17 protein-coding genes are annotated in these 12,225 nt (G+C 65.6%); 10 read left to right on the top strand and 7 right to left on the bottom strand.

What is annotated here, in order from left to right; all coding sequences use genetic code 11:
• Window positions 1-8 precede the first annotated feature (8 nt).
• The gene (locus IEV83_RS14735) at window positions 9-461 is read right to left on the bottom strand and encodes a host attachment family protein (RefSeq protein WP_181759659.1); all 453 of its coding nucleotides are present in this window, start codon (window positions 459-461) and stop codon (window positions 9-11) included.
• A gap of 172 nt (window positions 462-633) precedes the next feature.
• Window positions 634-1,092, bottom strand: coding sequence for a low molecular weight protein-tyrosine-phosphatase (locus IEV83_RS14730; RefSeq protein WP_181759660.1), 459 nt, complete (start codon window positions 1,090-1,092; stop codon window positions 634-636).
• Window positions 1,093-1,179: 87 nt separating this feature from the next.
• On the opposite strand from IEV83_RS14730, the gene IEV83_RS14725 reads away from it, so the two are divergent.
• Window positions 1,180-1,470 (top strand): 4a-hydroxytetrahydrobiopterin dehydratase, encoded by a 291-nt coding sequence (locus IEV83_RS14725; RefSeq protein ID WP_181759661.1) that lies wholly within the window; start codon window positions 1,180-1,182, stop codon window positions 1,468-1,470.
• A gap of 15 nt (window positions 1,471-1,485) precedes the next feature.
• On the opposite strand, the gene IEV83_RS14720 is transcribed toward IEV83_RS14725, so the two are convergent.
• On the bottom strand, window positions 1,486-1,722 hold the full coding sequence (locus tag IEV83_RS14720; protein WP_181759662.1) for a sulfurtransferase TusA family protein: 237 nt from the start codon (window positions 1,720-1,722) through the stop codon (window positions 1,486-1,488).
• Between the two features lie 409 nt (window positions 1,723-2,131).
• Between IEV83_RS14720 and IEV83_RS14715 the strand changes: the two genes are divergently transcribed.
• The 5 genes from IEV83_RS14715 (at window position 2,132) to IEV83_RS14695 (ending at window position 5,506) form a co-directional block, all read left to right on the top strand.
• Window positions 2,132-2,470: a P-II family nitrogen regulator gene (locus tag IEV83_RS14715; RefSeq protein ID WP_181759663.1), complete on the top strand. Its 339-nt coding sequence runs from the start codon at window positions 2,132-2,134 to the stop codon at window positions 2,468-2,470.
• A gap of 26 nt (window positions 2,471-2,496) precedes the next feature.
• Window positions 2,497-3,861 carry an ammonium transporter AmtB gene (locus tag IEV83_RS14710; protein WP_181759664.1) on the top strand — a complete coding sequence of 455 codons (1,365 nt, stop codon included), beginning with the start codon at window positions 2,497-2,499 and terminating at the stop codon, window positions 3,859-3,861.
• A 189-nt stretch (window positions 3,862-4,050) separates the two neighbouring features.
• Entirely contained in the window at window positions 4,051-4,479 is a 429-nt protein-coding gene (locus IEV83_RS14705; protein WP_181759665.1) for a hypothetical protein, read from the top strand.
• Between the two features lie 201 nt (window positions 4,480-4,680).
• Window positions 4,681-4,953, top strand: a complete 273-nt coding sequence (locus tag IEV83_RS14700; protein WP_181759666.1) for a hypothetical protein — start codon at window positions 4,681-4,683, stop codon at window positions 4,951-4,953.
• Window positions 4,954-5,071: 118 nt separating this feature from the next.
• Window positions 5,072-5,506, top strand: a complete 435-nt coding sequence (locus tag IEV83_RS14695; protein ID WP_181759667.1) for a GlcG/HbpS family heme-binding protein — start codon at window positions 5,072-5,074, stop codon at window positions 5,504-5,506.
• 33 nt (window positions 5,507-5,539) lie between these two features.
• Here the strand turns inward: IEV83_RS14695 and phaR are convergent, their stop codons facing one another.
• Entirely contained in the window at window positions 5,540-6,154 is a 615-nt protein-coding gene (gene phaR / locus IEV83_RS14690; RefSeq protein ID WP_181759668.1) for a polyhydroxyalkanoate synthesis repressor PhaR, read from the bottom strand.
• 378 nt (window positions 6,155-6,532) lie between these two features.
• Here phaR and IEV83_RS14685 point away from each other — a divergent pair, with 378 nt between their 5' ends.
• Both IEV83_RS14685 and phbB read left to right on the top strand, forming a co-directional pair.
• Window positions 6,533-7,714 carry an acetyl-CoA C-acetyltransferase gene (locus IEV83_RS14685; RefSeq protein WP_181759669.1) on the top strand — a complete coding sequence of 394 codons (1,182 nt, stop codon included), beginning with the start codon at window positions 6,533-6,535 and terminating at the stop codon, window positions 7,712-7,714.
• Between the two features lie 209 nt (window positions 7,715-7,923).
• Window positions 7,924-8,652, top strand: coding sequence for an acetoacetyl-CoA reductase (gene phbB, locus IEV83_RS14680; RefSeq protein ID WP_181759670.1), 729 nt, complete (start codon window positions 7,924-7,926; stop codon window positions 8,650-8,652).
• Between the two features lie 121 nt (window positions 8,653-8,773).
• Here phbB and rpmF read toward each other — a convergent pair whose 3' ends face one another.
• From rpmF to IEV83_RS14665, 3 genes are all read right to left on the bottom strand, one after another.
• Window positions 8,774-8,959, bottom strand: a complete 186-nt coding sequence (rpmF, locus tag IEV83_RS14675) for a 50S ribosomal protein L32 (protein WP_181759671.1) — start codon at window positions 8,957-8,959, stop codon at window positions 8,774-8,776.
• 149 nt (window positions 8,960-9,108) lie between these two features.
• A complete protein-coding gene (mtgA, locus tag IEV83_RS14670) occupies window positions 9,109-9,873 on the bottom strand; it encodes a monofunctional biosynthetic peptidoglycan transglycosylase (RefSeq protein WP_181759672.1) in 765 nt (254 codons plus the stop codon).
• The gene (locus IEV83_RS14665; RefSeq protein WP_181759673.1) at window positions 9,870-10,796 is read right to left on the bottom strand and encodes a hydrogen peroxide-inducible genes activator; all 927 of its coding nucleotides are present in this window, start codon (window positions 10,794-10,796) and stop codon (window positions 9,870-9,872) included. Before IEV83_RS14665 ends, mtgA begins: the two co-directional genes overlap by 4 nt.
• 245 nt (window positions 10,797-11,041) lie before the next feature.
• Between IEV83_RS14665 and IEV83_RS14660 the strand changes: the two genes are divergently transcribed.
• Together IEV83_RS14660 and ahpD are read left to right on the top strand one after the other, a co-directional pair.
• The gene (locus IEV83_RS14660; protein WP_181759674.1) at window positions 11,042-11,593 is read left to right on the top strand and encodes a peroxiredoxin; all 552 of its coding nucleotides are present in this window, start codon (window positions 11,042-11,044) and stop codon (window positions 11,591-11,593) included.
• Between the two features lie 90 nt (window positions 11,594-11,683).
• Window positions 11,684-12,208 carry an alkylhydroperoxidase, AhpD family gene (gene ahpD / locus IEV83_RS14655; protein ID WP_181759675.1) on the top strand — a complete coding sequence of 175 codons (525 nt, stop codon included), beginning with the start codon at window positions 11,684-11,686 and terminating at the stop codon, window positions 12,206-12,208.
• The last annotated feature ends 17 nt before the right edge of the window (window positions 12,209-12,225 follow it).

Here is a 12,225-nt window from a genome sequence, read left to right as displayed (position 1 = left end):
GGCCATCGTCAGTCCTTCGTGCGCAGGATGCGTTCGATCTCGGCCGGCGGATGGCCGGTCAGGGTCTTGTCCACTTCGGCGACGATCCGATCCGTCACCTCCTTGTGGAACGCCTTGCGCAACTCGCCAAGCGTTGCCGGCGGCGCCACGACGATCAGCTTCGCGAAACGTCCCTTATATGCCTCGCGGTAGAGCGCCTCTGCCACATCGCGGGCAAAGCGGGCCTTTTCCAGCCGGTGCCAGTCGGTCACTTCCACCGCGCTGCGGTGCGGCCCTGGCCCATCGGACAGCCGCCCCGGCGCGTCGGTTCCTTGCGCCGAGGTGGGCGGGTTCTCCTGCGCCAGGATGGAGATCACCTGCAGGTTGGGATAGACCGCGTCGCCAACATTGCGAAAAACCAGTGCCTTTTCGCCATCACCCACCAGAATCCAGCTGTCCCGGGCGATCCGCAATCCACTCATTGCACACTCCATCCTTGTCTGACAGCAACCCGAAGGGCGGGACCGGATACCCCGGACGGGTCAGCCTTGGTCAAGATCATGCCCCATTGCACGGCCCGCAAGAACAGGCATGGGGCGCGAAGCCTCTGGCTTCGCCCGGCCCGAGTGTCAGATGGGGTCTGGCGCCGGCAATTCAAACCCGGTCAAACAGTGAGAGCAACAATCGGTCGCAGCCCTCCACCAGCATATCATAGACCGCCTCGAACCCGCCCGGACCGCCGTAATAGGGATCGGGAACGTCCCGGTCGAGAAACCGGCGCAAGCTGGCGCCCGCCGTCGCCGGCGCCCGTGCGCGCAACGCCTGAAGGTCCCGCAAGTTGCTGTCATCCATCGCCAGGATCAGGGAAAAGCGGGAAAAGTCCTCCACGCTCACCTGCCGGGCGCGCTGTCCGGTCAGGTCGATGTCATGGCGCGCCGCCACCTCGATCGACCGCGGATCCGGCCGCTTCCCCACATGCCAGGCCCCGGTGCCGGCGGACTCAATGACCAGCCCCTCCGCCCGCCCGGCCCGGGCCGCCCGGTCGCGCATCACCCCCTCGGCCAGGGGCGAACGGCAGATGTTGCCAAGACAGACAAACAGGATCGCGGTCATCACATTCCCCCCTCAGCGGCTGGCGACCGCTTTCCTGCAGCGCCGTTTCATGGAACGGTAGCAGCTCGGGGACGGAGGGAAAACGCCATGGCCGAACGATTGACGAAGGACCAGCGCCGCGAGGCACTGAACGACCTGCCCGGGTGGAGCCTTGACCCCGAGGGCGATGCGATCGAAAAGACCTTCCGCTTTGCCGGTTTCATCGAGGCCTTCGGCTTCATGACCCGGGTCGCTCTGGTGGCGGAGAAGATGAACCACCACCCGGACTGGTCGAATGTCTATCGCACCGTCTCGGTCAGACTGACCACCCATGACGCGGGCGGGCTGACCGAGCTCGATATCAAGCTGGCGCGGGCCATGGATAGGCTCGCCGGCTGAACGCCAAGGACGACGTCAGCCCTTTTCCAGCAGGAACACGGCGACCTCGCCATCGCGCTCCTGCGACAGCAGCCGATGCCCTGCTTCCTGGCAGAAATGGGGAATGTCGATCACCGACATGGGATCCGTCGCCTCGACCCTGAGCCGGGCGCCGGTCTTGAGCGGGGCCATGGCCTTGCGCGTCTTCAGCACCGGCAAGGGGCATTTCAGCCCCTTCAGATCGAGATGCACGTCCACGTCACTCACCGTCATCGTCTCCCACCCGGATTGCCCGCCATCCGTCTTGAGGCCGCGCCCGTTGCGCCCGGTCCGTTCGTAGGCCGCAAGGAGCATTGGCCCCAACCGGCCACGAATGCAAGGCCCGCCCGATTTCCTCACCGCCCAACAGTTATATGCACAATAATTAATCATACTCGAAATGCTTATATGATTATTTTTTAATCAGCCATGGACGCCACACCTCTGCGTGGAGACCCGGACGCCGCCCCCGCAATACACCAGCCCACCACATTGATACCATTACCTTTTTCGATCCGCCCCTCACCTCGAACCGCCCCATATTGCGCCGCAACACGAGTTGGCACGCTCCTTGAAACATCCCTGACGACGCCGACCGGCGCGGATGGCGGCGGCGGCAACAGGGAAAGGAACGGAAGCGAGCATGAAAATCGTGATGGCCATCATCAAGCCGTTCAAGCTCGAGGAGGTGCGCGACGCCCTCACGAGCATCGGCGTTCAGGGGCTGACGGTAACCGAGGTCAAGGGCTACGGCCGCCAGAAGGGGCACACCGAGATCTACCGCGGCACCGAATACGCCATCAGCTTCCTGCCCAAGCTGAAGATCGAGGTCGCCGTGACCGCCGAGCTTGCCGACACGGTGGTGGAGACCATCGCCGAAGCCGCCAAGACCGGCCAGATCGGCGACGGCAAGATCTTCGTCTACGCGCTCGAACAGGTGCAACGCATCCGCACCGGCGAAACCGACGCCACCGCGCTCTGACCCCTCCGTGCAAAGGATCCTTTGACATGAAAAAGCATCTCGACCCCGTCGGGCTCGCCGCGCTGGCGCTCTTGGCGGTCACCGGCCCCGCCCTCGCCCAGGACGCGGCCACCGCCGCGCCGGCGCCGCAATATGCGCTCGCCTCCGAAACCGCCTATATCTTCAACACGCTGCTGTTCCTGATCGGCGGCTTCCTGGTGATGTGGATGGCCGCCGGCTTCGCCATGCTGGAAGCCGGCATGGTGCGCTCCAAGAACGTCTCCATGCAGTGCCTGAAGAACATCTGCCTATATTCCATCGCCGGGCTGATGTTCTGGATCACCGGTTACAACCTGATGTACACCGGCGTCGACGGCGGCTTCATCGGCACCTTCGGCCCCTATGCCTTCGACGCGGTCGGTGCCGGCGACGAGGCCGCCAAGGAGGCGCTGCTGGCGACCGGCTATTCCACCGCCTCCGACTGGTTCTTCCAGATGGTGTTCTGCGCCACCACCGCCTCGATCGTCTCCGGCACCCTTGCCGAGCGCATCAAGCTGTGGCCGTTCCTGATCTTCACCGTCGTCCTCACCGGCTTCATCTACCCGATCGCCGCCTCCTGGCAGTGGGGCGCCGGCTGGCTCTCCGCCATGGGCTTTTCCGACTTCGCCGGCTCCACCCTGGTCCATTCGGTCGGCGGCTGGGCGGCCCTTGCCGGCGCACTGGTGCTCGGCGCCCGCGCCGGCAAATACGGCAGCGACGGCCGCGCCCTCGCCCTGCCCGGCTCCTCCATGCCGCTGGCCACCCTCGGCACCTTCATCCTGTGGCTCGGCTGGTTCGGCTTCAACGGTGCCTCGCAGCTCGCCATGGGCACCATCGGCGATGTGACCGACGTCTCCCGCATCTTCGCCAACACCAACATGGCCGCCGCCGCCGGCGTGGTGGTCGCGGTGCTGCTCACCCAGGCGCTCTACAAGAAGGTCGATGTCACCATGGCCCTGAACGGCGCGCTCGCCGGCCTGGTGTCGATCACCGCCGAACCGCTGCAGCCGACCGTCTGGCAGGCGGTGCTGATCGGCGGCGTCGGCGGCGTGATCGTCGTCTTCACCGTGCCGCTGCTCGACCGGCTGAAGATCGACGATGTGGTCGGCGCCATCCCGGTGCATCTGGTCGCCGGCATCTGGGGCACGCTGATCGTGCCGCTGTCCAACGCGGAGACCAGCTACGCGACCCAGATCATCGGCATCGCCGCCTATGGCGCCTTCGCCTTCGTCGGCAGCATGATCGTCTGGCTCGCCCTGAAGATGACCCTCGGCATTCGCGTCAGCGCCGAGGACGAGGCCCTCGGCCTCGACAAGACCGAGGTGGGCGTCGAGGCCTATCCGGAGTTCGGCCAGGGCAGTCAGCGGGTCTGACCCGCACCCACCGGATCTTGCAAGCAACCGCTGGCCGGGGCACGCCCCGGCCAGTTCTCTTTTGCGGATCGCCGACGACCGGCGAGCGCTTGTCCCCCGCCGCATCTGCCGCCATCTTGCCCCAGCGGACGACCGATTCGGCGCCCGCCCGCCACGGGCGGCCAATCGACACCACCGGGGATGCCACCCATGCCGCTGATCCTGTCTCTCCCGCTGACCCTCGTCCCGCTGCTGGTCTACAACCTGCTTGCCTTCGCCGTCCTGGGCGACACCGGCGGCGATCCCTGGCTCGCACCGGTCCTGACGATGGAACTGGTCTCCGGCGCCCGCTTCACCCTGGTGACCGGCGATCTGATGATCCTCACCGGATTGGCCATGCTGTTCATCGAGCTGCTGAAGGCGACCCGCACCGGCACCACCGCGCTGCTGGACCACATCCTCTCCACCCTTGTCTTCATCGCCTATCTGGTGGAGTTCCTCACCCTGCGCGAGGCGGCAAGCTCCGTGTTCTTCATTCTGATGTGCGTGACCCTGGTCGATGTGATCGCCGGCTTCAGCATCACCATCACTGGCGCCCGCCGCGACTTCGGCACCCATAGTGGCGACTCCATGCACTGAACAGTCACCTGCTCTGACCGGACCAGCCCCGCGCAGAAAGGCAAAGGTTAACAAAACCTTACCAGCCGGCACGCCGCTTGCGGTTCTCATCTCGACAACGAGGCCAATGTCCCAAATTGGCACGATCGGGAGACGAACATGCGGATCGAGCGAGGCCAGCGTTCCATACCGGGAGGCCACGGCAGACGCGAAGCGGCGACTGTGTCAGCCCGCAACGCGACGGCGAGTGGCATTATTTCGTCCCGGGCCATCGTCGCGGTCGAACCGGTGGAGGCAATCCGCCCGGAAAGCTTCCGCCGCTATCGCGGTGCCAATCCGGCCTTCATCGCCCAGTTGATCGCGCACCGCGAAAACCTGCCGCAGACACGGGCGCGCCGACGCGCCGACCCGGCCACCGCGATCGGCGCCTATACGGCGACCGAGCGGATGCCCCGGCACATTCCCACCGGCCGGCTTCTGTCCGTCTGCAAGTAGGCTCCGAAGGGTCCACATCCGCCCGCGATCCATGCTGGCGTCCGGCATCGTGGCTTGCTAGCGTCCCGGCTCCACGCGCCGCCCGTCGCGGGCGGCCTCAGGCCAGGGACGCATATCAATGAGCGAACTCACTCTCGCGATTTCGGAAAAGATCATCAAGGCCGCGCTGGCTCATGGCCAGAGCCTTGGCCTGAAGCCGCTCACCGTCGCCGTGCTCGACGCCGGCGGCCATCTGGTCGCGCTCATGCGCCAGGATGGCTCCTCGATCCTGCGACCGCAGATCGCCACCGGCAAGGCCTATGGCGCCATCGCCACCGGCGCCGGTTCGCGCTGGCTGGACGCCAACGCCGCAAGCCGCCCGCATTTCGTCCAGGCCCTCAACGGCGTGGCCGGCGGCGGCATGGTCCCGGTTCCCGGCGGGGTGCTGATCCGCGCGGCGGAAGGCGGGGCGATCCTTGGCGCCGTCGGCATCACCGGCGACACCTCGGACAATGACGAGGCCTGCGCCATCGCCGGCATCGCCGCTACCGGGCTGGCCGCCGATCCGGGCTGATCCAGGCTGAACCGCCCCGCGCCGACGCTTGGCCTACTTCTTGTCGTCGGCGAGGGAATCGATCTTCTTCTGCATGTCGGCCAGCTGCTTCTTCAGCGCATCGAGATCGTCGGAGCTGGCCGGCTTGGCGGCGCCAGCCTCCCCTGCGGGGGCAGGCGGCGCCTCACCGCTCTCCGGCGCCTGACCGGCCCCCTGCCCCGCACCAAAAGGCAGAAACATCCGCATCGCCCGATCGAAGATCTCGGCGTTGCGCTTGACCTGATCCTCGATCACCTCGAAGGCCGAGTTGCCAAGTGCATTGCCCATCTGCTCGCGCATCCGGTCCTGTTCCCGGGTCAGCGAGGTCATCGAGTAGTCGAGATAGCTTGGAACCACCGTCTGCATGCTGTCGCCGTAAAACCGGATCAGCTGCCGCAGGAAGGTGATCGGCAAGAGGTTCTGCCCCTTGTTTTCCTGCTCGAAAATGATCTGCGTCAGCACTGAACGGGTGATGTCGTCGCCGGACTTGGCGTCATAGACGACGAAATCCTCCTCGTCCTTGACCATCACGGCCAGATCCTCAAGCGTGACGTAGGTACTGGTGCCTGTGTTGTAGAGCCGCCTGTTGGCGTATTTCTTGATGATGGTTGGCTCGTTGGTCTTGGCCATATCGTTCTTCGGATCCCGGCTCGGTGTCCCGCAGGGTCGCAGGACCACATTCCTCCCGCGACGGACGACGCCCTAGGCACCGCCGTCTTTCCATTTCCCGCCACGATAAGCCAATCCCCCCCACCCGCACCACCGTTTTATCCACTGCCGCCCCCCGCCGGCACGTCAACCCGAAGCTGCACGCCACGGAACCACAGCGGCAAGGGCCTCTCGGCAGACGAAAGGATGACGCGAAAACGCGTGATTCCACACCTCCACCGGTCCGATCCGGTTGACTAAGCCCGACCGACCGTCTCTAGTTTGCCTGAACAGCGCGCTTGGACACCAAAGAGGGGGGCAAGCGCATCGTGTCGGGAGGTCCGGATTCGGAGGCTACTTATGAGCGAAACCAACGACGTTGTTATCGTCAGCGCAACCCGCACCCCGGTCGGTGCCTTCAATGGCTCCTTCGCCAACACCCCGGCGCATGACCTCGGGTCGACGGTGATCAAGGCGGCGCTTGAGCGTGCCTCCGTGGCGCCCGATGACGTGGATGAGGTCGTCTTCGGCCAGGTCCTGACCGCCGGTCAGGGGCAGAACCCGGCGCGCCAGGCGGCGATCAACGCCGGCATTCCGGCCGCCGCCAGCGCCTGGACGCTCAACCAGGTGTGCGGCTCCGGCCTTCGCACCGTCGCCATCGCCATGCAGCAGATCCAGTCGGGCGACGCCTCGGTGATGGTTGCCGGTGGCCAGGAGAACATGTCGCTGTCGCCCCACTGCGCCCATATGCGGTCGGGCTACAAGATGGGCGACTACCAGATGGTCGACACCATGATCAAGGATGGCCTGTGGGACGCCTTCAACGGCTATCACATGGGCCAGACGGCGGAAAACGTCGCCGAGAAGTGGCAGATCTCCCGCGACCAGCAGGACAATTTCGCCGTTGCCTCGCAGAACAAGGCCGAGGCAGCGCAAAAGGCCGGGCGTTTCAAGGACGAGATCACCCCGGTGACCGTGCGCGAGCGCAAGGGCGAGAAAGTCATCGACCAGGACGAGTACATCCGTCACGGCGCCAATCTGGAAGGCATGACCAAGCTGCGTCCGGCCTTCACCCGTGAAGGCTCGGTGACCGCCGGCAACGCATCGGGCATCAATGACGGCGCCGCAGCGCTGGTGCTGATGAGCGCCGAGGAAGCCAAGAAGCGCGGCCTGACGCCGCTCGCCCGCGTCGCCTCCTGGGCAACCGCCGGTGTCGATCCGGCCCTGATGGGCTCCGGCCCGATTCCCGCCTCGCGCAAAGCGCTGGAAAAGGCCGGCTGGAAGGTCGAGGACCTCGACCTGATCGAGGCCAACGAGGCTTTCGCCGCCCAGGCCTGTGCGGTCAACAAGGACATGGGCTGGAACCCGGATATCGTCAACGTCAATGGCGGCGCGATTGCCATCGGCCATCCGATCGGCGCCTCCGGCGCCCGCATTCTCGTCACCCTGCTGCATGAAATGGCGCGGCGCGACGCGAAGAAGGGTCTTGCCACCCTGTGCATCGGCGGCGGCATGGGCGTTGCCCTGTGCGTGGAGCGCTAAGCGGTCACAGCGTCTTCATCGAACGCTGACATCAACAGCTGGCCCGGGCACTTCGCCCGGACCGGCGCGCCGGAGGGAGTGTGCCGTTCACGGGCGACACACCGGCATGACACAGATCGTGACGGAAGGATCCGCGCACCGCCACGAAGCAAGCGGAGTTCAGTTTTTTGACAAATCCTGTTTCAGATGATCGCCGAGGGGAGGACTGCATGAGCAATGTGGCTATCGTGACCGGGGGAACGCGGGGCATTGGCGCCGCGATTTCAAAGGGTCTGAAGGCGGCCGGCTACACCGTTGCCGCGACCTATGCCGGCAACACGGAGAAGGCCGAGGCCTTCCGCGCGGAAACCGGCATCCACGTCTACAAGTGGGACGTGGCCGATCCGCAGGCCTGCCACGATGGCATCGCCCAGGTCGTTTCCGATCTCGGGGCGGTCGAGGTGCTGGTCAATAACGCCGGCATCACCCGCGATGGCTGGTTCCACAAGATGGACTACGAGCAGTGGTCCTCGGTGATCCGCACCAATCTGGATTCCATGTTCACCATGTCGCGGCCGGTCATCGACGGCATGCGCGAGCGCGGACACGGACGGATCATCAACATCTCATCGATCAATGGCCAGAAGGGTCAGCTCGGCCAGGTGAACTATTCCGCCGCCAAGGCCGGCGTCATCGGCTTCACCAAGGCTCTGGCCGCCGAGACCGCGCGCAAGGGCATCACCGTGAACGCCATCTGCCCGGGCTATATCGACACCGACATGGTCGCCGCCGTGCCGGAAAAGGTGCTTGAGGGCATCATTGCCGGCATTCCGGTCGGGCGCCTCGGCCAGGCCGACGAAATCGCTGCGGCGGTGGTTTATCTCGCTTCGGCGCAGGCCGCGTTCATGACCGGCGCGGTGATGACCATCAACGGCGGCCAGTACTACGCCAACGGCTGACCCGTCGCTGCGTCCGCGGGACGCAGCGTCTTTGGCAAAAAACCAACAACCAGGCGCCCGAACGAAAAGGGCCGGCCCCGAGGGGCCGGCCCAATTCAATTCAAACCGGCGGATGCCGGGCTCAAACGTCGTCCTTCGGCGAAAGGATCTGACGGCCCCGGTACATCCCGGTCTTCAGATCGACGTGATGCGGGCGGCGCAATTCGCCCGAATCCTTGTCCTCGACATAGGTCGGCTGCTTCAGGGCGTCCGCGGAGCGACGGAATCCGCGCTTCATGCGCGTGGTTTTTCTCTTCGGAACGGCCATCGTTATTCTCTCCGTCATGCAATATTCGGCGAACCCGGACCGGGTTTGCCCGGGGCAAGGGTCCACACGATGTGCAGGAATGGCGGGCTTATACAGAACCTTTGCCGCTTTTGCCAGCCCGAAAGCGCGCTTTTTTTTCGCAAATCGTCTCATCGGCCTCCGGGGAAACCGGGAAGGCAGCCCAGATGCGGGTCGATTGCCGCCGCCCGCGCCCGGTTGATCCGGGCGAGACGAGCATGCCCGCCCCCCGGCCGCGCCGGATTGCGGGCGCGCGGATTGGGCAGGGCGGTGGCCAGCCGCGCCGCCTCGGTCCGGGTCAACGCGGCGGCTGGCTTACCGAACCAGGCCGAGGCCGCCGCCTCGGCGCCGAACACCCCCTCGCCCCATTCGGCAATGTTGAGATAGATCTCCAGAATCCGCCGCTTGGTCAGCATCGCATCGAGCATCACCGCCAGCGGCACCTCCAGCGCCTTGCGCACATAGCTGCGGTCGCTCCACAAAAACAGGTTCTTGGCCACCTGCATGGTCAAGGTGGAAGCGCCGCGCACCCTCTCCCCCTCGCCAAGGGCGTCGATCTGGGTTTCCAGCGCCTGCCAGTCGACGCCGCCATGATCGCAGAACCGGGCGTCTTCGGAGGCCACCACCGAGCGGATCAGGTGCGGCGAGATCTGCGACAGCGGCACATAGCTGCGGTCGACCCACAGCCCGCGCGCATAGCGCTCCAGCATCAAGGTGCTGACCGGCGGCACCAGGGCATAGACCAGCGTCAGGGCCGGCGGCAGCAGCAACAGCACCAGGAATACGCGCAGCAGCCAGCGGCGCAGCCAGTGCCGGCGGCGGCGCTCCTCGCCCCCCTTACGCGTCCTGTCGGCCTGCCGCTTGTCCGCCGAGGCACCGCGCCGCCGTCCGCTCACGCCCCCTCCCCCCGTGTCTGGCGGCCGCGCTCGTTCAGATAGCCGCGCAAGGCGGCCGCCAGCGCCTGCGCGTCCGCCCCATGGCCGGACCGGCGGCGCCACACCAAACCCAGCTCGCGCGTGGCCAGCGGCGCCTCAAGCGGGGTCAGCACCAGCCCGGTGCCCCGGGTCACCCCGGCATCCGCCGCAATCCGGGGCAGAAGGGTGATGCCCAGCCCATTATCGACCATCTGCACCAGTGTCGTCATCGAGGAGGCCTGGATCTCATCCGATTCGGGCGGCGCTGCACCATCGAATGCACGCAGCACATGTTCGCGCAGGCAGTGCCCATCCTCAAGCAGCAACAGCGGCTCGCCGCGCAGCTTGGCAAGGGAAACGCAGCCCCCCGATGCAAAGGCATGATCTCCCGGAACCGCCAGCAACAGCGGATCCTCGCCGATCATCTCCGTTTCCAGACCTTGCGTATCATAAGGAAAGGCGATCAGCAGCACATCCAGCCGCCCCTCGCGCAGGGCCTCCATCAGCGCGCCAGTGAGCCCCTCGCGCAGATGCAGCCGCAGATCGGGGTAGCGCGCGCGCAGGCCCGGCAACACCTGGGGCAACAGATAGGGGGCAATCGAAGGGATCACGCCAAGACGCAGCCGGCCGCTGAGCGGCTGCCGCGCCGTGCGCACCGCCCCGGCCAGATCCTCCGCATCGCGCAGGATGCCGCTCACCCGGTCAAGGATCGTCTGGCCGGCGTCGGTCAGCGCAATGCTGCGCCCGGAGCGGTCGACCAGTTCGGCGCCAAGACAGGTCTCAAACTGACGAATCCCCGCCGACAGCGTGGACTGGGTGACGTGGCAGACCCGCGCCGCGCGCACGAAGGATCGGGTCTCCGCCAGGGCGACGAAATACTGCATCTGACGAAGCGTCGGAAGCATGGCCTGCGGGCCTCCCCGTCTTTCACGTCAAGCCCCTGCGCGCCTGACGGCTTTTCGCGTTTCGCTCACGCAGGGTCACCGCATGGTATCGATATTTTCGATTGCGCAGATCGCTTTTATCGGTTTGACCGAACGGCAAATCTTTGCATAACCGGTCCTGCCGCCACACACAATGCTGTGGTGCCACCTTCACCCGTCGTGCCGAGCGCCAGGCGCCGCACGGCAAGCTTCTTGAGGAGACACACATGATCGGCATCGGCGACAAGCTCCCCGAATTCGAGGTCGTTGGCGTGAAGCCCGGCTTCAACCATCACGAAGAGAACGGCGAGAGCGCCTTCGAGGCGATCACCGAGGCTAGCTTCCCGGACAAGTGGAAGGTGATCTTCTTCTACCCGAAGGACTTCACCTTCGTCTGCCCGACCGAGATCGCCGAATTCGCCCGTCTCGCCGGTGAGTTCGAGGACCGCGACTGCGTCGTCCTCGGCGGCTCGACCGACAACGAGTTCTGCAAGCTGGCCTGGCGCCGCGACCATCCGGATCTCGACAAGCTGCCGATCTGGTCGTTCGCCGACACCAACGGCACCCTGGTCGATGGCCTCGGCGTGCGCTCGCCCGATGGCGTGGCCTACCGCTACACGTTCATCGTCGACAACGAGAACACCATCCAGCACATCTACGCGACCAACCTCAACGTCGGCCGCAACCCCAAGGACACGCTCCGGGTCCTCGATGCGCTGCAGACCGACGAGCTGTGCCCGTGCAACCGCGAAGTCGGTGGCGACACGCTCGCGGCCTGAAGCCACGGCCAGTTGTTTTTCGAAGGCCGGGGTCCCGCCCCGGCCTTCGGTTTGTCCAGATGATGCCCACCGAGTTGAAGGCGGCCTGCCATGTCGATCGAGAACCTGAAGAATGCCCTGCCGGATTTCGCCAAGGACACGCGCCTGAACCTGTCCTCGCTGGCCAGCGACGAGACCTTCACCGCACAACAGAAGTATGGCCTCCTGGTCGCCTGCGCCATTGCCTGCCGCAATGAAACCGTGCGCGCCGAACTGATCGAGGAAGCCGCTCCGCATCTTTCCGCCGAAGCGCTCAGCGCCGCCAAGGCCGCGGCGGTGATCATGGCCCAGAACAACGTCTACTACCGCTTTGTCCACCTGGCTTCGAACGCCCAATACAAGACCATGCCGGCCAAGCTGCGCATGAACGTCATCGGCAAGCCCGGGGTCGACAAGCTCGACTTCGAACTGTGGTCGCTCGCGGTCTCGGCCATCAATGGCTGCGGCATGTGCATCGATGCCCATGAGGACATCCTGCGCAAGGGCGGGCTTGGCGCCGATCAGGTACAAGCCGCCATTCGCTACGCCGCGATCATCCAGTCGGCCGCCGTCGCGCTCGAAGCCGGCGCCGCCTGAGCAGCCCCGCAGACGGG

Source organism: Stappia taiwanensis (assembly GCF_014635285.1).
GTDB classification, from domain to species: Bacteria; Pseudomonadota; Alphaproteobacteria; order Rhizobiales; family Stappiaceae; genus Stappia; species Stappia taiwanensis.
This window is presented reverse-complemented; position numbering and strand designations above follow the sequence as displayed.